Here is a 24,123-nt window from a genome sequence, read left to right as displayed (position 1 = left end):
TTAGTGATGACTATTACGAAAATTTTATCCCTAAGCTTACTCACTGCGTTTGGCTCAATCCTCCATGCAGAAACTTATACGGAAAATGTTCCTGACCTCAACGATAATCCGAGCCAATTACAATCTATTCCAATGCTGCAAAGTTTAAAGAATTTACAGATTGATAAAGACTATCGTGCTCCACTTGTTCAAGTGCTGAAAAACCAAAATGGTGTGAATAGCCTGTTTGTTGAATCACAAGATCTACCTATGGTGGATATTCAACTGACCTTTAATGCAGGTTCTGCTCGTGATGAAGAAGTCGGAAAAGGCTTGTATGGTGTTGCCAACATGGCTGCACGTTTAATCGATGAAGGCACAGAAAAATACAATGCAACGCAAATTGCCTCGGTTTTTGACCAAACAGGTGCTCAATTTAGCGTACAAGCACATCGAGATATGTTTGTCGTTCGGCTACGCGTATTGTCAGACCCTAAAAAATTAGAACCTGCTTTAAGTATGATGATGGATGTGATTAAAAATGCGACTTTTAAAAACTCCATTCTCAACTTAGCACTCAGCAATAACCAAGCTGGTCAGAAACAACTCCAAGAAAGCCCAAGTCGCTTAATGAATATTCGTTTCTATAGGGCTGTATACGGCACACACCCATATGCAGAACCGATTACTGGAACCAATGGCAGTATCAAAAAAATCACCCCTGACATTTTAAAGAAGTTTCGTAATCAATTTTTAGTTGCTCAAAACATGAATATTGCCATTACAGGCAAACTCAGCAAAAAAGAAGCACAAAACCTTGCAGAACGTATTTCCGGAAACTTAAACCAAGGTGAAAAAGCTAAGGCACTTGCACAACCAGAAGAAAAACAAGGGTTTGATATCATCCATCTTCCCTACAATTCCACCCAAGCCAACGTCATGTTTGGACATTTAGGAACGACACGTGATAACAAAGATCGATTAGCCCTAGAAGTAGCTAATCGAATGTTTGGTGGTGGAGGTTTTAACTCGGTCCTCATGCAAGAGCTTCGCGTTAAACGTGGCTATACTTATGGTGCCTATAGTGCATTTAGCTTTAGCCAAGCACCCGGTATTTTTAGCTTTAGCTATGGAACACGTCAAGATCAGCTGATAGATAGTATTCAAGTGGCACATAAGGCTTTTAATGATTTTGTCAAAATGCCTATTGATCAAAGACAAATGGAAGAAACCAAAGCAGGCATGCTGCGTGCTTTTCCGAATAATTACAGCAGTAATGCAACGATCAATGCACAGCTTGGTCTATTGGGCTTTTATCATCAAGATCCAGATTATTTGACCCAGTACCCAAAATTATTGGAAAAAATAACTGTAGCTGATGTACAAAATGCGGTTCGTACTTACATGAACCCTGAAAATATGACGGTGATTGTGGTGAGCAAAACCTTAGATAAAAATGAAGTACAGCAGATATTGGAGAAGAATGTACAAGCAGCTCCAACCAAGATAATCCCTACAACTAAAGCTGTTCCTCTGCCAAAGCCGGAAGTTGATGTGCCCGTACAGACTCCATCTGATAAGCATGCATCAATTTAAGATAAGCACCCACACGAATGTGATCTTGCTGTCTCAGCAGCATCGCCATTTCCTGTGTTTCAGGATAACTTTGCTGCAACGCAAGTCGTGACACGTTTTGGTATTGCTGTACAGAAATAGGACGATATAAGGCAATCACAGCCAATACCAAAATCACCACGATCATGACTGAAACAAAGATATTATAAATTTGCTCGAGCTGTATTTTAGATTTGAATTGAATAATTTTTTCTAAATCAATAGTCATACACTACCTCAGGTTCAAAGTAGTGTATGGCTGACGTTCAAGAAGTTCAAGTCACAGCGCTTAAAACTGCATCAGTCCACTGTTTCAGTCTGTGAGTTAGCTAAACAATTTAATGAATAATGGTACGTATCACCGCAAAATAAAGAATCAATGCAATAATCGCCAAAACGATAAATACTGCAAAAATACTCATTCCACCCTCTGCATGCGCAGGATGTAAATCATCATCATCGGCGATTTTGAGTAATTCGCCATTATATGCATTGTAAAATTCTAAGCGCTGTGCCTTATCTAAATCCCGTGTGAAATCATATACACGTTTGCGCTGTGCCAAACCAAAATCCCCTAAATGAATTTCTTGATGAAAAATTGCTTCATCAAGATTGCGACGATGTAGATGTGCCAACTCCACAATTTGCGCTAATGTCGGAGGATAATCTAAAGTTAAACCGTCTAAAACTCTTGTCATTTACTTCTCCTTATTATCTACAACTTCTTATGATAGTATTTTACTCACGAAAACAATTGTCCATTGTTTAATCATGTAAACTATAGCAAATTAGAAATATTTACGTGAATAGTTGACAATTCAAGATAATTGTAATATTAGTTTAATAATACTTAGTTAAATTAGTTAATAGGGCTAAAGAATGGGCCCTTAATGATCATAATTAGAATAAGGAGTTAAATATGATTCAACAATTCTCTCAACATGAACTCGAACATGTATACGCAAATGCGGTAAACACAATTCAATCTCAAATGAACTTCAGCGATGCAGTTCATGAATTGGAAGATGCAGCTCGTGCTGGACATGGTAAAGCAGCGTTATTTTTGGCTGAACTTTATTATCAAGGCTTCCGCGTAGAACGTGACTCACTCAAAGCGCAATATTGGCAGAACATGGCCACCTTGCAAGCATAACAAAACGTCACTAAGGTGGCGTTTTTTACACCCTTCAACTTTTGACTACATAAATTCTTACAATCAAGTTCAAAGCTTACACAGCTTTTTCATAAGAATTTCCTACAATAGGAGCAACATCAACAACACGCTGCATATGATGTCTAAATTAAAGCAATATAAACCTATTCCAAAAGATTTATTTTTCAAAATTAGTATTTTAAAAACCATGATGTACTGTGGAGTCCTTTGGGGTCTCTACCACCAACAAGGTTGGGCAATGACCAGCGATCAAGATCATATTATCTTCCCGTTTTGGCTAAATGGCATTCAAGCGCATAAATATGCCAAAAAGCATTGGCCCAACTACACTCCACGACGCATTACACCAGAAGATTTTGAGGCATCGCTATTACCGACATTGACACGCCTTAAGGTCATCCCTGCGTTGCATAGCTCAAGTCACATCCGTCTCAAGCTCACAACCTCACAAATGCGTTTATTCTTTTTTAACCAAGATAAGATTCAAATGGCATAAAACCCTCAGTGCATGTTTGACCTCTGCATGCACTGAAAAGTATTTGCTTTTTTCAAATTTCGCGCTAATTTAAATTAAACAAAAACTACTATAAAGGAATGAAAATATGACTACAGTTGCCCAAGTACTTAGAGACAAAGCTTATCAAGAAATCTACACCATCACCCCAGATGCGACTGTACTCGAAGCCATTTCCCTGATGGCACAAAAAGGCATTGGTGCCCTCGTTGTGACCCATGAAGGCACAGTTGTTGGGATTTTGTCTGAGCGTGATTACACACGTAAAATCGCCCTGATGGAAAGAACATCTTTCGATACCTCTGTCAGCGAAATTATGACTGGGAGCGTAATCACCGTGACAAGTGCAGCGACTGTCGAAGAATGTTTAGAACTCATGACAGATCGCCATTTACGTCATTTACCTGTCGTTGAGGAACAGAAATTAACCGGCTTAATCTCCATCGGCGACCTTGTAAAAGCAGCAATGGATGATCAACGCAAACTGATCGAACAACTTCAACAATATATTTCTGGCTAAACTCAAAAATCCCCCCTTGATAAGCTTTAAGGGGGAATTCCAAATATCAATAATTTATATAACTCACATTTTGTAATGGCATACACATTACAAATTAATTACTTTTCTCAATTTCCATTCTTATGTTTGAATCCGCTTTAGATAAATTAGACCAACTAGATGCCATCATTTTAGAATTAGAACGCTTAATGTTATCGATGAAAGACAATGAGCTGCTGCAATACCACCGACGTACGATCAATTTTGAGATTGCTTCTGCTGTCGCTGAAATTTTAGATGCAAAGGCAATTATTTATGCGCTACATCCAGAGTTAATTCCAATTACATCAAGCGTTAACCACACTTTTTATAAAAATTATGTCAAAAAAAATATCCCAGTTAAAAACTGGGATACTTCGAATATAGATCGGCCTATACAACTGCAAAAGATTTTTGCACCATCAACAGATGATGAGCAGCTTAGTCTTTTTTAATGGCAGTAATTAATTTAAACCTAATTTTTCAGCCACATAGTCTGAGTCTTTATCGCCACGGCCTGAAACGTTAACCACAATCTTCACATCTTTGGCAAGTTTTGGTGCTTCACGAATTGCCCAAGCAACCGCATGTGAACTTTCTAGTGCAGGAACAATACCTTCCACACGTGAAAGCGCTATAAATGCATCTAAACATTCTTGGTCTGTCGCTGTTGTATATTCAACACGGCCTAGGTCTTTTAACAAGCTATGTTGTGGCCCCACTCCTGGATAATCCAAACCCGATGCAATTGAATGCACTGGTAATGGTTCACCCTGTTCATCTTCAAGGACATAACATGCCATGCCATGAATTTGACTTGGCTTACCCAGTGTCAATGTTGCAGAATGCATATTGGTATTTAAACCATGACCTGCAGGCTCTACGCCTACAAGTTTTACATCGGAGTCATTCAGGAATGCTGTAAATGCACCAACAGCATTGGATCCACCACCCACGCATGCAACGACATAGTCAGGATTTGCACCAAATCGATCATTGGCTTGAACTTTAATTTCATCACCAATAATTGACTGGAAGTCACGAACCATTTTCGGGAATGGGTGTGGGCCAACCACTGAACCAATCGCATAAATAAAATTGGTTGGATCTTTTAAGTATTCTTCAAAAGCGCTATCTACTGCATCTTTAAGCGTAGCTGTCCCACGAGTGACAGAGATTAGGTTGGCACCTAAAATCTTCATTTTCACTACGTTTGGATGTTCTTTTTCAATATCCACTTGCCCCATGTGAATTTCACATGGAATGCCCACTAAGGCACAAGCCGTTGCCAATGCTACACCATGCTGACCTGCGCCGGTTTCAGCAATCACTTTGGTTTTACCCATGTATTTTGCTAATAAGGCTTCGCCAAGGCAGTGGTTAATTTTATGCGCGCCAGTATGGTTGAGGTCTTCACGCTTGAGGTAGATTTGTGCACCACCTAATTTGTCAGACAAGCGCTTCGCATAAAACAATGGGCTTGGACGTCCAACATAGTGCGCAAACAACTCTTTCAATTCATTTTGAAATTCTTCTGTATGACGAATTTGCTCATAAGCAACATTAATGTCATCCATTGCCTGTTTTAAATCTGGTGGAATGAACTGCCCACCGTATTCACCGAAGAAACCTTCTTCATTAGGTAATGCGATACCATTAATTTGATGATCCATCATATTTCCTTCATGTTGTATGCAAAACAAAGACTTTTAAATACTATCCAATTTTGAAAATAAGAAACAATGCAAAATTGGTGTAAGTAATATAAACATCATTGATAAGAAAAAGTATCGTTTTTTAAAGCTTTAGCGCGCTAAATATTTCGTCATATCTTCCACACCTTTTAGAGTCATCGGGAACATATGATCTTCAAAGATGTGTTTTATCGCAGCTATGGTTTGGGTGTAATGCCAATAACTTTCTTCTTCGGGGTTTAACCATGCTGTTTTATCAAAATGATTGCGTAAGCGCTGTAACCACACCTGACCCGCTTCATCATTCATATACTCCACAGAACCACCTACAGAGTTCAACTCATACGGTGCCATACTTGCATCACCGACCACGATGACGCGGTAATCTCGCCCATAGGTATTGAATAGATCCCAAGTATTCATACGCGTGCTTGAACGGCGAATATTATCTTTCCACACATAGTCATATAAACAGTTATGGAAATAGAAATACTCTAAGGTTTTAAATTCAGTTTTAGCCGCGGTAAAGAGCTTCTCACATTGGGCAATATGTGAATCCATCGAGCCCCCAACATCAAACAGCATCAAGACTTTAATGCTGTTACGTCGTTCAGGAACCAACTGCACATCCAAAATTCCTTGTTTGGCTGTTTCACGAATGGTTCCGTCGATATCTAGCTCTTCTGCTGCACCTTGGCGGGCAAATTTACGCAAACGACGCAAAGCCATCTGCATCTGACGACTTCCGAGAATCTGCTCATCATCTAGGTTTCGGTATTGTCGTTGTTCCCACACTTTCACCGCAGATCGTTTACGACCAGGCCCACCGATACGCACACCTTCAGGATGGTCACCATAGGCACCAAAGGGCGAGGTACCGCCCGTACCTATCATCCGATTACCACCTTGATGCTTTTTATGCTGCTCGCGCAAACGCTCTTCAAGCATTTTCATCAGTTCTTCTAATGATCCAGCTTTTTTTAGTTCTTCTCGTTGTTCTGGTGTCAAATGCTTTTCGATGAGCTCTAGATCAAACCAATCCTTTGGCAGTTTATGCACCTGATTTAATAGCTCATCTAAATCAAAGGTAGCAATACCGTCAAAATAATCTTTCATTGCACGGTCGAACTTATCAAAGTAACGCTCATCTTTGACCATGACGGTTTTTGCAAGCTGATAAAATTCATTTTGATCTGCAAAGACTAGCCCTGCTGCCACTGCTTGGTTCAAGTCAATCAATTCACGAGTTGAAACAGGAACACCGTATTTTCGAAGGGTATAAAACAATCGCACAAACATAGGCGAATAAAATCCAATAAAAAATTAAATATCAGGAGGTCAAATCCAGTGTGAATGCATGTGATCTTGTTATTTCATCTGCAACTGAGTCTTGCCTTACATCCACCATTATGAAAAATTGATCCCTACAAGTAAAGCCAAAAGCTTGTTCTGCGTGTTCATATACGTTGCCCTACTATCCAAAGAAACACATATAGCATGATTTATTCGCAAGTCGCATTTCTATTGTTAAGCGATTGTTTAAGAGTTTCATATTTGTGCTGAACATTGAGGCGATCTTGCTGCAAATGTTCAATAGATACGATTTTATGAAAACCTTGATGGTTTCTATAGCGGTTAAAGTCACTTAGATTCAAGATCACAAAATCATAGTATTTTAGCTCAAGTTGCAGCACAAGCCTTTTGCTGAATGGCCGTTTGAGCTGCGAGATGATCTGATTGATCGAGGAGTTTTTCTTTAAGTTGATGTTCTGCAAGTTGCGCCCAATACGCATCTTGGAGTAGCTGTTGATGCTGCTGTTCAAACTGAGCATCATCCATTGCATAACTAAAATTAGAAAAATACAAGCTCGCAGCCAACAAAAGCACAGTTGGCTTTAATCTCTTAGGTACAGCTATGTGTACTTGAGATAAGTATGCGCTTGTCTGCATAATTCACCCTTATATTTTTTAATACTCAAAATAAAAGCCGGATAACCGGCTTTTAAATCTTTTAAAGAATTGATATCAATTAACGACGTGACATAAATGCTAGACGCTCAAGCAATTGAACATCTTGTTCGTTCTTAATCAAGGCACCATAAAGCGGTGGAATTGATTTTGATTTATCTGTGTTGCGTAAAATATCTTCTGGCATATCATCCGCCATCAGCAAACTCAACCAATCAATCAACTCAGAGGTTGAAGGCGGTTTCTTTAAACCCGGAATTTGACGTAATTTAAAGAAGATTTGTAGTGCTTCAGAGACCAAGGTATTTGAAATATTTTCAAAATGTACATCGATGATTTCACGCATGGTTGCTTCGTCAGGGAATTCAATATAATGAAAGAAACAGCGACGCAAGAAGGCATCTGGAAGTTCTTTTTCATTATTTGAAGTAATGATCACGATTGGACGTTGTGTTGCCGTAATCGTTTCACCCGTCTCATACACAAAGAATGACATTTTATCGAGTTCGTGTAGCAAATCATTAGGGAATTCGATATCTGCTTTATCAATCTCGTCAATTAGAAGTACACAACGTTCTTCACTGGTGAACGCTTCCCAAAGTTTACCCGGCTTAATATAGTTTTTGATGTCATAAACACGGTCATCGCCCAACTGACTATCACGCAGACGAGATACGGCGTCGTACTCGTACAAACCTTGCTGAGCCTTGGTCGTCGATTTAATATGCCAAGTAATGAGCTTGAGGCCTAAACTTTCAGCCACTTGTTCGGCTAAAAGTGTTTTACCTGTCCCCGGCTCACCTTTAACCAAAAGTGGCTTTTGCAATGAACGTGCAGCTTTTACTGCAAGTTTTAAGCTATCGGTCGCAATATATTGATCTGTACCAGTAAATTGTTGAGTTTCAACAGACATGACATAACCTTATTTTTTTATTTAAAGCGGTGAAATTTTCTTGTTTACAACGTGCTGTGGTTTCGCTGCATTGTATTTTGTCCAAAAATAACCAAGGACTAAACCAATACCCACCACAAAGAGAATCAGCGATAGATTCAACCAAACCAATGGCTGATCTTTTGTTAATACACCAAAAATCAAACCAAAAATCGCAGGTGCGATCGCTGCATTTGAACCTTCAGAAACGGTTGGTGTTAATAAAATAGCAAATACGATAAGCCAACCAATGGCACCGATCGTTTTGGGTAAGCGCTTCATCAGCCCATACCAACACAACAAAGCAATTACAGCCCCACCTAGGTAAACCGTAATTGCAATACTGCTTTCAGGAATTGAGTCCAATACCGATACTACACCATTCATTTTCACAACTCCTGAATTAACTTAAGCGCCGCGCAAGCCTTCTGGCTCAACTGCATTTGGGTCAATTAAACCTTCTGGAGGCATTTGAATAAAGAACCCTTTTGTTTCAATAGAATCTATGACGTGTAATACGTTCACACGTGCAAGTTTGCGTGATTCACTGAGTTCTAGATCCATGACAAATGTGGCACGACCAAATGCTGTACGTAATGCATCAGGCATTACTGCAAGCGGATCTGTCGCTTCAGTTTCGTTTTCATTAACTTCAGGACGAGCAATATAAAGATACATTTCATCTTTTTTGCTCGATTTGTAGATAGAACAGTACATAATTGAATCAATACTCATTAAACGCAAGGCAAAGGATACATCAAAAAAAAGACTGATACATTAGTGTTTATTAACGCATCAGTCGTGAATTTGTATAAGTGATAGTTCTTTAATCAATCAGAACTTATTCCATCACTTTCATTTGACCAGAAAGATAGCTTTCATCGGCATGCAGCACTTCAATTAAAGGCTTCGTCAGCAAATCATAGCGCCAGCCCAACAAATAACTCGGTAAATCTTGTTCATCATTATGAAAAACCACATGCTGATACAAAGCATTTAACCATTTTTTGCGCATTAAAACTTCTTTAGGCACAGAGGTTTCTTGTACTGCACGCTGAATAACGGTATCGACGCGTGAACCAATATCCTGAGAAGAGTGACGAATTGGACGTGCCATACGCAGCGGCCATTCAGCTTGTTCAGGTAAAAACTTCAACAAATCTAAAATAATTTTACCATGCTCACGCACAATGTTCGGACGAATGTCTTTCACCGCACTCAATTGAAAATTATTTTTTGGATTTTTTTCAACCATATCAATAATGGTTGAGTTTTTAAGAATAAAGCTACGTGGCTGATTTAAGGCTTTCACCATTTGCTCACGCCAAACGGCCAATTGCTGAATTTGCATGAGCTGTCGACGTGAATGTCGATAATTACCAATATCGTGATACAGCATATGGATCGGCGTTTCAGTGCCAATTTCATAAGTTAAATTTTTGCAGTCCTCAAGCACACAATTTAATAAACTTTTCGCAGCCAATTCATTCTGAATCGTATGGCTTAAATTCATTAAATAATGTACATCATTCGCTGCATAGTTCAATTGCTCGGCACTGAGTGGACGAGCCAACCAATCTGAACGTGTCTGATCTTTATCTATATCTACATCGAGCATAGTTTTTAAGGCATTTTGATAGCTGACTTGTAAGCCATGCCCTAAAAATGACATCCCAACTTGGGTATCAAAGACATTTTCTAAAGACTTATGCTGTGCATAGTGATAAATCAGGTCGATATCTTCACTACATGCATGAAAAATGTTTTGCTGAGCTGCAAATAATTTTTGCCAGAATTGGCTTAAATCGAGGGTTGTACCATCAAGTAAATACACCTGATTTTGTACATTAATTTGGAAAAGTCCAAGTTTGGGCCACAGGGTATCTACTTTTATAAACTCGGTGTCGAGTCCGTAAATCGAGCTTTGGTCCATAAGATTTAAAACAGAATTTAAATCTGGCTGATTTTGAATGAATTGATACATAAGTTGCTGAGTCTAATTTTAGATGCTCTATGAGCTTATATTAACTGATATATATTATTTATCTATAAGGAAAAACGTTATTTTAGTGACTCATTTTCTTTATTTGGCTTTTTTATTCATTATAAATAAAAACTTTAATCGTTATTAAGTATAAATAATTAGGTGAAAATTATACAAAGCGAAACGAGTTTCGCTCTATAGTTACTTCATTCGCATTCGGTTATGCACGGCCTGACTTAAGGTATGACTATCCACATATTCAAGCTCACCACCCTGTGGTACACCCTGTGCAATACGGGTCATTTGTATTGGTAAATGTTTGGTCGCTTCAACCAAATAATGTGCTGTCGCTTGACCTTCAACCGTTGCATTGGTCGCCAAGATCACTTCCTGCACTTTACCATCACTTAGTCGTTGAATTAAATATGGGATACCAATTTCGTCGGGGCCAATACCATCGAGTGGCGACAAATGCCCACCCAATACATGATATTTCCCTCTAAAACTGCCACTTTGCTCGATTGCCATGACATCTGCAGGAGATTCAACCACACAAAGCAGTTGATCATCACGCTCTGACGAGACGCATATGTTGCATACCTCATCTTCAGTCAATGAATGGCAAATGGAACATTCATGAATATAGTTGGTTGCTTCAGTCAAGGCATGTGCCAGCCCAACAGCGCCTTCCCTATTTTTCATGATTAAGTGCAGTGCCATTCGTTGAGCCGACTTTGGCCCAACGCTTGGCAAAATACGCAATGCCTGTACAAGTTGATCAAAACGATCACTAAACATTTAACGTATTCCTTAGAATAAACCTGAAAGGCCAGGTGGAAGCCCCATACCCGAGTTTGCAGATTTCAGTTTTTCTTCTGAAATCACTTCAGCTTGACGTGAAGCATCATTCATTGCCGCTGCAATTAAATCTTCAATCATATCTGCATCATCTTGAAGTAGTTCAGGATTGATTTCAATACGTTTCACCACATGACGCGCAGTCATAGTAACTTTAACTAGACCACCACCTGCTTCAGCGTGAACTTCAACTTGTGCAAGCTCTTCCTTGGCTTTTTTAATGTTGCTCTCAACTTCTTTTTGCATGCGTTGAGCTTGCTGCATGAGCATATTAATGTTCATAAAAATCTCCGAACAAAACTGATGAATTCACTTTAGATAAGATCTAAACCGCGTGAAAGATCGCGAATAATATCATTAATATCTTCTAAACCAACAGATACGCGAATTAAACCTTCGCTAATCCCTGCTGCTTTTTTCACTTCTGCTGACATTCTGCCATGAGAAGTCGTTGCAGGATGGGTAATTGTTGACTTTACATCACCCAAGTTACTTGTAATAGAAAGGAACTTAGTATTATCAATCAATGTCCAAGCGCCTTCACGTTCGCCTTTCACAACAAACGATACAACTCCGCCAAAGCCTTTTTGTTGCTTTTTCGCCAACTCATGACCTTCGTGATTTGGAAGTCCCGCATAGTACACTTTTTCAACTTTCGGGTGTGCATCTAACCATTCAGCTAAAGTTTGAGCACTTGCACAGTGGGCTTTCATACGTAAGCTTAAAGTTTCTAGGCCTTTCAGGAAGATCCATGCGTTGAATGGACTCATCGAGTTACCCAGTGTACGAATAACACCTGTAATCTCTTCCATTAATTTTGCACTACCTACAACAGCACCACCAAGCGCACGACCTTGACCATCAATATATTTTGTTGATGAGTAGATCACGAGGTCCGCACCTAATTTAATCGGTTGCTGTAACACCGGTGTACAGAAAGTATTATCGACTGCAAATAATGCCCCATGCGCATGTGCAATATCAGCAATGGCTTGTAAATCCCCTACTTGAGCCAATGGGTTTGACGGTGTTTCAATGAACAATAGGCGTGTAGTTGGGCGAATCGCTTGTTTCCAAGCATCTAAATCTTCCAAATCGACAAAAGTAACGTCAACACCAAATTTGATGACATATTTTTCAAATAGAGAAATGATCGAACCAAAGACAGCACGTGAACACACCACATGATCGCCAGCTTTCAAATATGCCAAAGTGATCGCGTGTACGCCCGCCATACCTGAACTTGTCGCAACAGCGGCTTCAGCACCATCCAAAACAGCTAAACGTTTTTCGAAAGCTTGTACAGTTGGATTGGTATAACGTGAATAGGTATTGCCTTCAATTTGACCTGAAAATTTTGCTGCGGCATCTGCTGCACTTTCACAAACAAATGATGAAGTCAGGAAAATTGGCTCACTATGTTCACCCTCAAAAGTACGAGTATGACCTGTACGAATCGCTAAAGTCTCTAATTGGTATTCGATGTCGTCTTGTTGGCTCATCTGTATTACTCAGTCGCGAAGAACTGCCTTTGTGAAGAATTGCCAATATTTTGAGCGTCTAAGCTATTTAAGGTCAAGGTAAAATACGAAATTATCGCTTAGACTTCGACCAATCCTACAAGGACTTAGGCAATTGACAGTTATGCACCCTTTCAAACAGAAATTTCTGGCGCAGCAAAAGAAAATTAAACACTTGTCTACACGTGTGTTTAATGCAAAATCGCTGGTCCTTTCTCAATCGACACCCTATGAAGTAATTACTGAATATAAACATGCAAAAGTTCGGTATTACGCTTCGCCTGATCGTAAATACAAAGAACCCTTAGTGTTTGTTGCTCCACTGGCCATCAATATGGCGATTTATGATTTGTATCCATATCGCTCATTGGTTAAACATTTTCAACACAGTGGCTTTGATGTCTATTTGCTGGAATGGGGAAAATTAAACTATCAAGATCGTTTCTTAAATTTTCTATCGTTTATTGATGATGTGATTCCACATTGTATTGATCAAATTTGTGAGCATGCAGATAGTCGATACATCTCGCTACACGGTTGGAGTATGGCTGGAGTCTTTGTCACGCTGTATACAGCATTACATCAACCTGAACATGTTAAAAATCTAATGGTGATGGGCGCGCCGATTGATAGCTATGCCTCAGGTCGTATCGGAAAGCTATTTCAAAAAACCAATCGCTTGCTTTCACGTAGTAAGAATTTACAAGATAAGGTCTACACAGGGAAAATTCCTAAACATTTTATCCATACACCGGGTGTGCTCAATGCAATTGGATTTAAAATCGTCGATCCACTGGGTTGGTTCAAAAGCCAAAAACAATTTCTATCTAACTTAGACAATCTACATGACCTGTATGAACATGCAACCATAGGCGATTTTCTCAATCACATGATTGACTATCCGGGTGGGATTAACCAAGACATGGTGTTCAATGTTTGGCTACAAAATCCACTTAAAAACGGCATTATTCAATTGAAAGATAAAGTTATTAAATTAAAAAATATCCACTGCTCTTTATTGATTGGCGCGGGTTCTACCGATCAAATCGTTACTGCCGATGCAGCAAGTCCTTTAGGCGAATTGACAAGTAGTCAAGATGTCACGTTTACTCTCATTCCCGGTGGTCACCTCGGCCTGATGTCGAGTCAAAAAAGTGCCAATCAATTTTGGCCAACTTTGACCCAGTGGCTTACACAAAGATCCAGTTTATTGAAATAAAAAATTTAGAGGGTAAAGATGATTCAGTCAGTTGCATTTATCGGATTGGGCGCAATGGGTTACCGTATGGCAGCGCACCTACCAAAACAGTTCGACACGGTTTATGTCTGGAATCGAAACTTTACCAAGGCAGAGCAACATGCTGCTGAATTTGGTACGCAAGCGGTTGCATTAGAGCAAGCAGTACAAGCGGACATTATTTTTTCATGCCTACCCATCAGCCAAGATGTTGAAAATTTAATTGCGAGTGTGACGCTGAAATCAGGCTCGATTTGGGTCGACTGTACCAGCGGTGTGCCAGAATCTGCAAAAAAACTCGCTTCAGCCTTAAAGCAACAAAACGTTTCATTCTTAGACGCCCCTGTGAGTGGACAAACCATTGGCGCTGAAACGGGAACATTAACCGTCATGATTGGTGGTGACGCAGCAGCCTTTGAACGTGCATTACCTGCGATCCAAACATTTGGCAGACTGATTAAACATGTGGGTGAACCGGGTGCGGGTTTTGCTGTTAAAGCTGTAAACAACATGTTAATGGCTGTAAATCTTTGTGCAGTTGCTGAAGGATTCACCACCTTAAAAGCGCATGGCGTAGACTTACATGAGGCACTCGATTGTATTAATGCGTCGAGTGGTAAAAGTAATGTGACTGAAACAGTTTTACCTCAGCGCGTACTGAATCGTAGCTTCCCATTAACCTTTGCACTTCCATTACTTGCAAAAGATACGGGAATTGCTGTTGATCTTGTGCGCCAAGCAAAACTTTCAGCACCTGTGCTCTCTTTGACGCAAAATTTAATCCAAGCAGCAAGCGATCAAGCTGAAGAAAACAGTGATTTTTCAAGCGCTATGATTATGTATGAAAAATGGAGTAAAATTACAATTGAGTAATAACTCGCCATTGAATAACGATAAATAACCATCATATTGTACTCTAGTGTCATAACACACATTGTTACAAATGACAGAGGAAACTCGCATGAACAAATTTACCCTTGCAACTTTGCTAGGTGCTGTAACTTTAATCGGGGCTTCTACTGCTGTTTTAGCATCTGAGCAAGAATGCCAAAAGTTGAAAAATGACCATGACGTGATTTATGCATCGAAAGGTTTTTGCTTTAAAGATCCTGATGCTAAAGCGAAGTTCGGCAATGACAATTGCTACACAACTAAGCCTAAATTTTCAGAAAAAGAGCAACAACGACTTGACGCGATCAAAGATCGTCAGAAAGAATTGAACTGTAAATAATTACGATTCAATTCGCTCAAGGAATTTAGCAATGACTTATAATGATCAAAATATTTTTGCTCGGATTTTACGCGGAGAACTTCCTGCGTTTAAAGTCTATGAAGATGATCAAGTACTCGCTTTTATGGATGTCATGCCACAGGCCGAAGGTCATACGCTCGTAATTCCTAAAACCCCTGCTATTACGCTGCTTGATTTAGATCCAGAAGCGGCTGCTTATACCATTCAGGTTGCTCAAAAAGTTGCGAAAGCAATGGAAAAAGCTTTAGACGTGAAAGGTATCGTATTGATGCAGTTGTCTGGCGCTGCTGCGGGTCAAACTGTTCCGCACGTGCATTTCCACCTAATTCCGACTTCAGTGCATGAATTAGGTAAACATGCCGCACAAATGGGCGATATGGAAAAAATCAAAGCCATTGGCGAAAAAATCAAAGCAGCACTTTAAGTTCAATTGAGTTTAAAGTGATGATCAATGGAGCTTCGGCTCCATTTTTTTATGTCTCGAATATTATCCCAAGAACTTTTTAACTGCAAAATTTAATCTTCAATATAACTCTAAGTATTTAATAAATATTCATTTTTATAAATATAAAAGCAATTTAAACCAAAAATTACCTTTCACCGTTTTGAAATATTTCCTTAATAGAACTGTCTTATTTGTAATGAATACTTAGCACCATTAGATAGCGAAATTACTTCTATCCAAGCTACTGATAAAACATATTGATATGACTGGAAAAGTCTTCTGGAGCTTCAAATGAAAAAAACTCTATGTGCATTAGCAATCGGGGCAACAATTCTTACACCAATGATGGCATCTGCTGCAGATGTAAAAATTTATGGCCGTGCACATGTCTCTCTTGACTATCTAGATGATGGTAAAGATTACAACGAAGTTGGTCTTTCTTCTAACGCTTCACGATTAGGCTTCAAAGTAGATCAAAAAATTAATGATGACCTCAACGTATTCGCTCAAATTGAGCAAGAAGTAAACTTTGCAAGCGGTAGCCAAGACAGCAAAGGCGTAGATTTTTCAACACGTGACACCTTCGTGGGTTTAAAAAGTTCAACTTATGGTCAAGCACGTGTAGGTCGTTTTGACAGCCCATTTAAAGTCGCACGTAGCCCTGTGAACTTCTTCGGTGACATGGTTGGTGACGTTCGTAACGTAACACGTGTCGGCAACTTAAAATTTGATGAACGTAATGAAAACACCATTGAATATAAATCTCCAAAATTTGGCGGTGGTTTCAATGTATTAGCTGCAATGTCGATGCATTCAGGTACACAAATTGACCGTGAAGCGGATGGCGAAGGCAAAGATGATAACAAAGCCTATGACCTTGCTCTAACTTATAAAGAAGGTCCAATTGATTTTGCAGCAGCATACGAAAAGTATGATGAAAATGCAGCAAACGCAGCAGGTGGCGCAAGTCGAGATGCATTCCGTATTGCCGGTGCATATAAGTTAACTGAAGAATTGAACTTGGGTGCTTTATACCAAATTGCGAAACACGACAACGATACAGCCAACCCAGATGCTCAAGTTTTTGGTGTAGCTGGCGAATATAAAGTAACGCCTAAAACCTCAGTACGCGGTGAATATTTCTACCGTGACGTAGATGCTGATGATGCTAATGCAAGCTTGATCGGTGTGGGTGTAGAACATAAGTTGGATAGCACTTTACGCGTATATGGCAACCTTGCAACTGTGCTTAACGACAAAAACTCTAAACTCAACCCTTGGAAAGAAGGTCGTAGCTTCGGTAACGGTATCTCAGGGGTCGGTGATGAAAATGCAACTGCACTTTCTCTTGGTCTGCGTTACGACTTCTAAGCTGCAATATCTCCCCCAAAAGACATACTCCGGTATGTCTTTTTTTACTCAAATATAGTGTCTCAAGACTAAAATAAGCTAAGTTCATCATGTATCAAATATTTAAAAAGTATTTAAAAAACTTAGTCCAGCCTCTTTAACATTAACCATATAGAGATCGTTTAACAGCACTACATCAATAGCCCATTTTTTTAGCAAAACTTAAACATAACAAATAAAAATCTTATTCACCCAATAAGGATTCTCATTATTAATAATGTAACTTTTAGTAAATATAGTAAATTAGTCAGAATTTAAAATATAAATATAAGCGTTTTAGTCGGATTTAAAATAATTAAACACAAGTGTTTTAGTCAAGTATTTAAAATAAAAAAATTAGTTTATTTTTTAACTAATAAGCACAATAAGTCATTGTATTTAAACCACTTAATAATATATTTTTATTTTAACTGTTCAACCTATTTGCTTTTTGTATATATTTGTTAATAATATAGTACAAGTTTAAAGAATAGGCTTATCTCCATGAGCTTAAAATTCAAAGATTTAAATCGTCGTGTGGTCAGAGAAATAACCGCAATACTAATAATTAAAGTGATTATTTTAATGATCATTAAGAACATCTGGTTCGACGCCCCTACTATCCCTAAAAACTTTGACAATCAAGTTGCCGAGCATATTGCTGGCAGTCCTTCCCAAATCAAGGAGACACGTTGATGATTTCTGAAAGCGTGGTCGATCTTTCGCGGTTCCAATTTGCAATGACCGCGATGTATCACTTTATTTTTGTTCCACTGACTTTAGGTCTGGCTTTTATTCTTGCCATCATGGAAACCACCTATGTGATTTCTGGCAAAGAAATTTATAAAGACATGACTAAATTCTGGGGAAAACTCTTCGGTATTAACTTCGCATTAGGTGTTACTACTGGTTTGACCATGGAGTTTCAGTTCGGTACTAACTGGGCGTATTACTCACACTATGTCGGTGATATTTTCGGTGCACCATTAGCCATTGAAGGTCTGATGGCATTCTTCCTTGAATCAACATTTATTGGTTTATTCTTTTTCGGCTGGGATCGCCTATCTAAAGTTCAGCATTTGGCAGTCACTTGGTTAGTTGCACTTGGCTCGAACATGTCTGCACTATGGATTTTAGTGGCAAATGGTTGGATGCAAAACCCTGTTGGTTCCGCGTTTAACTATGAAACTATGCGTATGGAAATGGTGGACTTCGGCGCACTGATTTTCAACCCTGTGGCTCAGGTTAAATTCGTACATACCGTATCTGCAGGTTATGTGACTGGTGCTATTTTCGTACTAGCCATTTCAAGTTACTACTTATTGAAAAAGCGTGACTTGCCATTTGCTCGTCGTTCATTCGCTATCGCTGCAATCTTTGGTTTAGCGTCTACACTTTCGGTGATCTTACTGGGTGATGAATCTGGTTATGAAATTGGTGATGTACAAAAAACTAAACTTGCTGCGATTGAAGCTGAATGGGACACTCACCCAGCTCCAGCGCCATTTACTTTATTTGGTATTCCAAATAAAGAAACTATGTCTACTGACTACGCGATCAAAATTCCTTATGTCATGGGGATTATTGCAACACGTTCAACTGACAAAGAAGTAACAGGTATTAAAGACCTGATCGTTCAACACGAAGCACGTATTCGTAACGGTATGGTGGCTTACTCACAGTTAGAACAACTTCGTGCAGGCGACACTTCTCCTGAACTTAAAGCAGCGTTTGCTGAGTCTCAAAAAGACTTGGGTTATGGTTTGCTTCTGAAAAAATACACAGACAAAGTGGTCGATGCTTCTGACGAACAAATCAAAGCTGCTGCAAAAGACACTATTCCACATGTTCCAAGCTTGTTCTGGGCATTCCGTGCAATGGTTGCTTCTGGCTTCTTAATGCTCCTTCTGTTCGTACTTGCTACCTTTGCTGTCGGTAAACGTAATGCAGAAAACAAACCTTGGTTATTAAAGTTTGCTTTGTTTGCTCTACCTTTACCTTGGATTGCTGCACAAACAGGTTGGTATGTTGCCGAAGTTGGTCGTCAACCTTGGACTATTGGTGAAGTTCTACCTACACATCTTTCAGCTTCTAGCTTAAGTACAGGTGATGTATGGGGTTCTATCCTTGCATTAGCAGCGTTCTACACTGTACTGCTGATCATTGAAATGTACTTAATGATTAAATTCTCACGCCTTGGCCCAAGTTCTCTACATACTGGTAAATACCACTTCGAGAAACTTGAAGCGGCAAAAAAGGCAAATGAGGAGGCTCAAGCATGATCGAATATGAATTACTCAAAATCATTTGGTGGGTCTTAGTCGGTGTCCTACTGATCGGCTTCGCCCTCACCGATGGCTTCGATATGGGCTCAATGGCGATCATGCCATTCGTAGGTAAAAAAGACGAAGAACGTCGTGCGGCAATCAATACGATTGCCCCACACTGGGACGGTAACCAAGTTTGGTTTATTACTGCCGGTGGTGCACTGTTTGCAGCATGGCCAATGGTATATGCAACTGCATTCTCAGGCATGTACTGGGCACTGTTACTGGTACTCTTCGCCCTCTTCTTACGTCCAGTCGGTTTTGACTACCGTTCTAAACTCGAAAATACCAAGTGGCGTAATTCTTGGGACTGGGGTTTAGCAATTGGTGGTGCCGTTCCTGCCCTCGTATTTGGTGTTGCGTTTGGTAATATGTTCCTCGGTGTACCATTCACTATGGACGAAACTGTACGCTCGACTTACACAGGTAGCTTCTTTGCGCTGCTTAACCCATTCGCTTTAGTTTGCGGTATTGTGAGTTTATCTATGCTTTGCGCTCACGGTGGTGCATGGCTTATGCTTCGTACAGACGGCGACCTACGTGCACGCTCAGCAAAAGCGACTCAGCTTATGGGTATCGTCTTCTTGGTTTGCTTCTTACTTGCAGGCGCATGGTTATACTTCGGTAATATCCAAGGCTACACATTAGCTCAACCGTTTGACACGAATGGCGTTGCAAACCCTTTAGCTAAACAAGTGATCACCAATGCCAATCCAGGTTGGATGAACAATTATAGTATTTATCCTATTACTATGATTGCGCCAATCATGGCAATTTTAGGTGCTTTGATAATTATCCTTGCCGCAGGTAAAGGTAAAGCAGGTTTTAGCTTCCTTGGTTCAAGCTTGGCAGTCATTGGTGCAATCTTAACTGCTGGTTTTGCATTGTTCCCTTTCCTTATGCCATCGAGCATCAACCCAACTGTAAGTTTGACTATGTGGGATGCGGTATCAAGTAAAAACACCCTGACTGTGATGACAGTTGCCGCATGTATTTTTGTCCCAATTATCCTGTGCTACACAACTTGGTGTTACTACAAGATGTGGGGCGTGGTCACTAACAAACATATTGAAGAGAATTCACACAGCCTATACTAAGGCTGTGTCTAAGGAGAAAAGACGATGTGGTATTTTGCTTGGATTCTCGGTATTTTGATGGCTTGTTTTGCAGGTGTACTTAGTGCGCTTTACATCGAACATCATCAAGATCTAGATGAGGAATAACAAATGACTGATGCTGCTGTAGAAAAATCACTTGTAGAAAAGAAGCCAAATAAATTTGCAATGGTCATTTCCTGCCTGTTAGCTTTTCCTTTGGCAGCCGTGTTACTTGTACATCCTGCTGCCATGCTGGATGACAATGGTGGATATAGCCATCGAGCGCTGATGTTCATCATGATAGGTATTTCAGGTGGTTTTGTGCATGGTGTGGGTTTTACACCACACCATTGGTTCTGGAAATGGCTTTTTAGCCCCTTTCTCGCTTGGCCACTGATGTTATGGGGCTACTACACATGGTTCCTACATTAATTAATATCTAAATAAAGCCCTCACTTGAGGGCTTTATTTTTGATTGAAACTACAAAACTGTTTAAAATCACACAGATAAAAAAATCGATCCTAGTTGCACACTTCAGAGTTTGTATGAGCACTAATAAGTAAATGAAAGGTATTTAGACTATCGAAACTCGACATTAGGATTTAATATCTAGATCAATAGATATATTAGATATAGGATCTAGTCTTATGAAAATAAAAGGTTTTCTTTTAAACCAAAATCCAATTTTTTTTGATCGAAATGCAAATATATTCAAGAACTTTTCAATGCTAAAAATAGAAAAACTTTGGAGTATGTGTAATAGAAATTTTAGTGATCTTACAAACAAAAACTACGCTGAAGTAATTCAATCTGTCTTTTCTAAATATAAAGTGCAAGAACAAACTTACTCATTTGAATCCACTGGAGGAATATTAGAGTTTGATATTTCATGCTCTATGTATGATTGTTTGGCATATAAAGAAACCAATGGATTCTTCGATGAGTGTGATTGTCCGCCGCCAGAATTTTGGATTGCATATATTGACGATAAGTTATTTGCTTATATTCCAAAAGAATACTTAGATATAGCAAATTGTGGTGTTGAAATATCTATGAGCGGAAGCTTGAATTGGGTCCAAACATTAGTAGATTAAATTTTATTTCTTTTATGATGCCTTAACTTTAACTATAGATTAAAGCACCAAATCATCGAATGAAGCTTTTTAATTTATTTGAACATTTCATGACTATTTCAATAGTCAATTTTTCGCAGTTTTATCTAGTCTATTTTAAATCTCAAGCAAAAAAAACCGGATATAAATCCGGCTTGATGTAGTCTATTACAGTTAACGATGCGTATGAATCGACATCACAATCCCCATCCCTGCGAGCATCGCAATTACGGCTGTACCACCATAACTCATCAACGGTAGTGGATCACCTGTTACGGGTAAAATTCCACTGACCATACCCGAGTTTAAAAATACAAAAAAGAAGAAAGTTAATCCTATCGCTCCTGCATAGAGTCGTCCAAAATTATGGAAGCAATTTAGTCCAATAATCAAACAGCGAACAATAATTGCTGTAAATAAACTAAATAAAAGAAATACACCAATAAAGCCAAACTCTTCAGCATAGGTCGACATGATAAAGTCAGTATGATGCTCTGGCAGATAGCCCAAGTGCGACTGTGTCCCTTCGGTATACCCCTTACCCATTAAACCGCCTGAACCAATGGCAATTTTAGACTGAATAATATTCCAACCTGCACCAAGTGCGTCAGACTCAGGGTCAAATAAGGTCAGTACACGTTTTTTCTGATATTCCTGCAAAAAAAACATCCAGAGTACAGGTGCTGCAATTGCAAAGGCTGTTAAAGCACCTGCAATTAAACGCCAAGACATACCACTTAAAAATAAAACAAAAATACCTGGAATAATCAAACCAATATTCAAGTCGGGTTGTAAAGCGACCAATGCAAATGGAATCAATAATAAAATTAATGCCCCGACAATTTGTAAAAATTTCGGTGGAAATGGTTTTCGCGCAAAATACCACGCCATCATCAGTGGCATGGCAAATTTCATAAACTCACTCGGCTGCATACTGCCGATACCCGGCAAGCTAATCCAGCGTTTCGCCCCCATCCTTTTTTCACCAATGACCAAAACCAACAACAGTAAAAATATACCGATGGCATATAAGTACGGACTCATAGATTGGTAAACTTTGGGTGGAATTTGCGCGCAGATCAGCATCACAATAAAGCCCACACCAAAACTTGTGGCTTGACGCAGCACCATTCCCGAGTCTTCTGCGGTCGCACTATAGACAACCATCAACCCCAATATTGCATTGAGTACCAAGAAGCAAAGTAACCACGGGTCTAAATGAAGTTTAGCCCATCGAGAAGAATCGTGTTTTATACTGCGGCCATCACGTAATGACTGACGTAAAAAACGATACTGTTGAGAAGGGATCATTGCGAAACAGATCTAAAAAGGATGCGGGAATTATAGATTAAAGCGACAGTAAAAATCACTGTCCCTTAAATATTCCTTGAAATAATCATCTATTAACTTGAGACGCTAAAATTAAACGTGCCAATTCCAAGTCATCAGGATAAGTAATTTTAATATTGTCCGAACGACCTTGCACGACATTAACTTGCTCACCGACAAATTCTAAGGCACTTGCTTCATCTGTGATGGTCGCACCAGCGGCAAGCGCTTGTTCAATGGCATTTTTAAGTACACCCAATTTGGCAATTTGTGGTGTCTGCGCTTGCCATAAAGTTGAACGATTTACCGTTGTTGATATAAGTGGTGCCGTTTCAACTCGTTTTAAGGTATCGCGTACGGGAATTGCGAGAATCGCACTTTGCTCCGAATCGACTGCCGATTGAACTAAATCTTCTAGACTCAACTGCGAGACACATGGTCTTGCTGCATCATGAACAAACACCCAATCATCATCATTGGCAATCCTAGATAGATATTGCAATGCATTGAGTACAGAATGCACACGCTCTGCACCGCCTAAACAAAAATGTGCCTTATCTTGATTTGCTAGTGCCAAAGTCTGAGCAATATTATCTTGCTCGCCTATAGCCAATACATAGCCTGTTAAAGGTAATTGGTTAAGACGCGCAACTGTGTGTTCAAGCACAGTTAGACCCGCAATGTTTTGATATTGTTTTAGTTCAGTTTTAGAAAATCGACTTCCTGAACCAGCAGCAGGAATAATAGCCCACAATTTAAGGTTCGGGTGGAAGTTCGGCTGGTTCTGACTCATTGGTACGTAGGTCTACTTTTGCGTTTGGATCAATATAAATTGGTTTGTACTGAGTACTAATCGTACTCATCTGTACGAAAGTTTCATGCGGTTTAATTAAACCTAAATCTAGACGAGCATGCTCTTCAATAGCTTCAACGCCATTTTTTAAATCGTATACTTCAGCGGCAAGCACGCGATTTCGTTCTTTTAATTCGTCATTGAGTTCGACTTGTTGTTGTATTTTCTGACTCAGTTGTTGATGTTGATGATAACCACCTTCACCGAACCAGTATAAATATTGAAACCCTGCGATCAAAAAGATCGCAAGGCCCAACAATGCTTTACTCGCTTTGGAGTCAAATACATTTAACATAGATAGCATGAT

General features: G+C 39.4%; 31 protein-coding genes. 16 read left to right on the top strand and 15 right to left on the bottom strand.

What is annotated here, in order from left to right; all coding sequences use genetic code 11:
• Positions 1-6: 6 nt before the first annotated feature.
• Positions 7-1,575, top strand: coding sequence for a pitrilysin family protein (locus tag MST18_RS06870; RefSeq protein ID WP_180133188.1), 1,569 nt, complete (start codon positions 7-9; stop codon positions 1,573-1,575).
• Here the strand turns inward: MST18_RS06870 and MST18_RS06865 are convergent.
• Positions 1,499-1,822 (bottom strand): hypothetical protein, encoded by a 324-nt coding sequence (locus tag MST18_RS06865; protein WP_180065596.1) that lies wholly within the window; start codon positions 1,820-1,822, stop codon positions 1,499-1,501. The genes MST18_RS06870 and MST18_RS06865 overlap by 77 nt on opposite strands.
• Positions 1,823-1,931: 109 nt before the next feature.
• Positions 1,932-2,291, bottom strand: a complete 360-nt coding sequence (locus MST18_RS06860; protein ID WP_111884936.1) for a hypothetical protein — start codon at positions 2,289-2,291, stop codon at positions 1,932-1,934.
• Between the two features lie 221 nt (positions 2,292-2,512).
• Between MST18_RS06860 and MST18_RS06855 the strand changes: the two genes are divergently transcribed.
• From MST18_RS06855 to MST18_RS06840, 4 genes are all read left to right on the top strand, one after another.
• A complete protein-coding gene (locus tag MST18_RS06855) occupies positions 2,513-2,746 on the top strand; it encodes a hypothetical protein (protein WP_078188494.1) in 234 nt (77 codons plus the stop codon).
• Between the two features lie 139 nt (positions 2,747-2,885).
• Positions 2,886-3,263: a DUF2750 domain-containing protein gene (locus MST18_RS06850; RefSeq protein WP_078188495.1), complete on the top strand. Its 378-nt coding sequence runs from the start codon at positions 2,886-2,888 to the stop codon at positions 3,261-3,263.
• Positions 3,264-3,369: 106 nt separating this feature from the next.
• A complete protein-coding gene (locus MST18_RS06845; RefSeq protein ID WP_111884938.1) occupies positions 3,370-3,801 on the top strand; it encodes a CBS domain-containing protein in 432 nt (143 codons plus the stop codon).
• Between the two features lie 122 nt (positions 3,802-3,923).
• The gene (locus MST18_RS06840) at positions 3,924-4,274 is read left to right on the top strand and encodes a hypothetical protein (protein ID WP_180133187.1); all 351 of its coding nucleotides are present in this window, start codon (positions 3,924-3,926) and stop codon (positions 4,272-4,274) included.
• Positions 4,275-4,283: 9 nt separating this feature from the next.
• Here MST18_RS06840 and trpB read toward each other — a convergent pair whose 3' ends face one another.
• The 10 genes from trpB to MST18_RS06790 all read right to left on the bottom strand — a co-directional run bounded on the left by trpB (position 4,284) and on the right by MST18_RS06790 (position 12,756).
• A complete protein-coding gene (gene trpB, locus MST18_RS06835) occupies positions 4,284-5,492 on the bottom strand; it encodes a tryptophan synthase subunit beta (RefSeq protein WP_180133185.1) in 1,209 nt (402 codons plus the stop codon).
• A gap of 132 nt (positions 5,493-5,624) precedes the next feature.
• On the bottom strand, positions 5,625-6,812 hold the full coding sequence (locus MST18_RS06830) for a VWA domain-containing protein (protein ID WP_180133183.1): 1,188 nt from the start codon (positions 6,810-6,812) through the stop codon (positions 5,625-5,627).
• 381 nt (positions 6,813-7,193) lie between these two features.
• The gene (locus tag MST18_RS06825; protein ID WP_180133182.1) at positions 7,194-7,463 is read right to left on the bottom strand and encodes a hypothetical protein; all 270 of its coding nucleotides are present in this window, start codon (positions 7,461-7,463) and stop codon (positions 7,194-7,196) included.
• A gap of 79 nt (positions 7,464-7,542) precedes the next feature.
• Entirely contained in the window at positions 7,543-8,394 is an 852-nt protein-coding gene (locus MST18_RS06820) for a MoxR family ATPase (protein ID WP_180011248.1), read from the bottom strand.
• 21 nt (positions 8,395-8,415) lie between these two features.
• Positions 8,416-8,799: a hypothetical protein gene (locus tag MST18_RS06815; protein WP_078193907.1), complete on the bottom strand. Its 384-nt coding sequence runs from the start codon at positions 8,797-8,799 to the stop codon at positions 8,416-8,418.
• Between the two features lie 21 nt (positions 8,800-8,820).
• Complete coding sequence (locus MST18_RS06810) at positions 8,821-9,129, bottom strand: YcgL domain-containing protein (protein WP_180011296.1); 309 nt, start codon at positions 9,127-9,129, stop codon at positions 8,821-8,823.
• 124 nt (positions 9,130-9,253) lie between these two features.
• A complete protein-coding gene (locus MST18_RS06805) occupies positions 9,254-10,396 on the bottom strand; it encodes an HRDC domain-containing protein (RefSeq protein ID WP_180090227.1) in 1,143 nt (380 codons plus the stop codon).
• A 201-nt stretch (positions 10,397-10,597) separates the two neighbouring features.
• The gene (recR, locus tag MST18_RS06800) at positions 10,598-11,194 is read right to left on the bottom strand and encodes a recombination mediator RecR (protein WP_078188505.1); all 597 of its coding nucleotides are present in this window, start codon (positions 11,192-11,194) and stop codon (positions 10,598-10,600) included.
• 12 nt (positions 11,195-11,206) lie between these two features.
• Positions 11,207-11,536, bottom strand: a complete 330-nt coding sequence (locus tag MST18_RS06795) for a YbaB/EbfC family nucleoid-associated protein (RefSeq protein WP_078188506.1) — start codon at positions 11,534-11,536, stop codon at positions 11,207-11,209.
• Between the two features lie 32 nt (positions 11,537-11,568).
• Entirely contained in the window at positions 11,569-12,756 is a 1,188-nt protein-coding gene (locus MST18_RS06790) for an O-succinylhomoserine sulfhydrylase (protein ID WP_180133181.1), read from the bottom strand.
• Between the two features lie 142 nt (positions 12,757-12,898).
• On the opposite strand from MST18_RS06790, the gene MST18_RS06785 reads away from it, so the two are divergent.
• From MST18_RS06785 to MST18_RS06735, 11 genes are all read left to right on the top strand, one after another.
• On the top strand, positions 12,899-13,993 hold the full coding sequence (locus MST18_RS06785; protein ID WP_180133179.1) for an alpha/beta fold hydrolase: 1,095 nt from the start codon (positions 12,899-12,901) through the stop codon (positions 13,991-13,993).
• An 18-nt stretch (positions 13,994-14,011) separates the two neighbouring features.
• A complete protein-coding gene (locus MST18_RS06780; RefSeq protein ID WP_180133178.1) occupies positions 14,012-14,884 on the top strand; it encodes an NAD(P)-dependent oxidoreductase in 873 nt (290 codons plus the stop codon).
• Positions 14,885-14,972: 88 nt separating this feature from the next.
• On the top strand, positions 14,973-15,242 hold the full coding sequence (locus MST18_RS06775) for a YARHG domain-containing protein (protein WP_078188510.1): 270 nt from the start codon (positions 14,973-14,975) through the stop codon (positions 15,240-15,242).
• Between the two features lie 31 nt (positions 15,243-15,273).
• A complete protein-coding gene (locus MST18_RS06770) occupies positions 15,274-15,687 on the top strand; it encodes an HIT family protein (RefSeq protein WP_180133177.1) in 414 nt (137 codons plus the stop codon).
• A gap of 312 nt (positions 15,688-15,999) precedes the next feature.
• A complete protein-coding gene (locus tag MST18_RS06765; protein ID WP_180133175.1) occupies positions 16,000-17,079 on the top strand; it encodes a porin in 1,080 nt (359 codons plus the stop codon).
• 522 nt (positions 17,080-17,601) lie between these two features.
• Positions 17,602-17,793: a cytochrome oxidase putative small subunit CydP gene (cydP, locus tag MST18_RS06760; RefSeq protein ID WP_078188513.1), complete on the top strand. Its 192-nt coding sequence runs from the start codon at positions 17,602-17,604 to the stop codon at positions 17,791-17,793.
• The gene (locus MST18_RS06755) at positions 17,793-19,379 is read left to right on the top strand and encodes a cytochrome ubiquinol oxidase subunit I (protein WP_078188514.1); all 1,587 of its coding nucleotides are present in this window, start codon (positions 17,793-17,795) and stop codon (positions 19,377-19,379) included. The genes cydP and MST18_RS06755 overlap by 1 nt, the downstream gene beginning before the upstream one ends.
• Positions 19,376-20,521, top strand: coding sequence for a cytochrome d ubiquinol oxidase subunit II (gene cydB, locus MST18_RS06750; RefSeq protein WP_180133174.1), 1,146 nt, complete (start codon positions 19,376-19,378; stop codon positions 20,519-20,521). Before MST18_RS06755 ends, cydB begins: the two co-directional genes overlap by 4 nt.
• Before the next feature lie 24 nt (positions 20,522-20,545).
• Entirely contained in the window at positions 20,546-20,647 is a 102-nt protein-coding gene (cydX, locus tag MST18_RS06745) for a cytochrome bd-I oxidase subunit CydX (protein ID WP_002120988.1), read from the top strand.
• Between the two features lie 3 nt (positions 20,648-20,650).
• The gene (locus tag MST18_RS06740; protein WP_078188516.1) at positions 20,651-20,953 is read left to right on the top strand and encodes a cyd operon YbgE family protein; all 303 of its coding nucleotides are present in this window, start codon (positions 20,651-20,653) and stop codon (positions 20,951-20,953) included.
• Positions 20,954-21,169: 216 nt separating this feature from the next.
• Entirely contained in the window at positions 21,170-21,616 is a 447-nt protein-coding gene (locus tag MST18_RS06735) for a hypothetical protein (protein ID WP_180114253.1), read from the top strand.
• 192 nt (positions 21,617-21,808) lie between these two features.
• Here the strand turns inward: MST18_RS06735 and rodA are convergent, their stop codons facing one another.
• The 3 genes from rodA to MST18_RS06720 all read right to left on the bottom strand — a co-directional run bounded on the left by rodA (position 21,809) and on the right by MST18_RS06720 (position 24,111).
• Positions 21,809-22,945, bottom strand: coding sequence for a rod shape-determining protein RodA (gene rodA / locus MST18_RS06730; protein ID WP_078193916.1), 1,137 nt, complete (start codon positions 22,943-22,945; stop codon positions 21,809-21,811).
• 85 nt (positions 22,946-23,030) lie between these two features.
• Positions 23,031-23,756, bottom strand: a complete 726-nt coding sequence (gene ispD / locus MST18_RS06725; RefSeq protein WP_180133172.1) for a 2-C-methyl-D-erythritol 4-phosphate cytidylyltransferase — start codon at positions 23,754-23,756, stop codon at positions 23,031-23,033.
• Positions 23,719-24,111: a septum formation initiator family protein gene (locus tag MST18_RS06720; RefSeq protein WP_078188520.1), complete on the bottom strand. Its 393-nt coding sequence runs from the start codon at positions 24,109-24,111 to the stop codon at positions 23,719-23,721. The genes ispD and MST18_RS06720 overlap by 38 nt, the downstream gene beginning before the upstream one ends.
• Positions 24,112-24,123: the final 12 nt, after the last annotated feature.

It is taken from the genome of Acinetobacter sp. YH12068_T (genome assembly GCF_024606005.1).
Lineage (GTDB): Bacteria > Pseudomonadota > Gammaproteobacteria > Pseudomonadales > Moraxellaceae > Acinetobacter > Acinetobacter amyesii.
The sequence above is the reverse complement of the archived record's forward strand: the minus strand, read 5'-3'. Positions and strand labels throughout refer to the sequence as shown.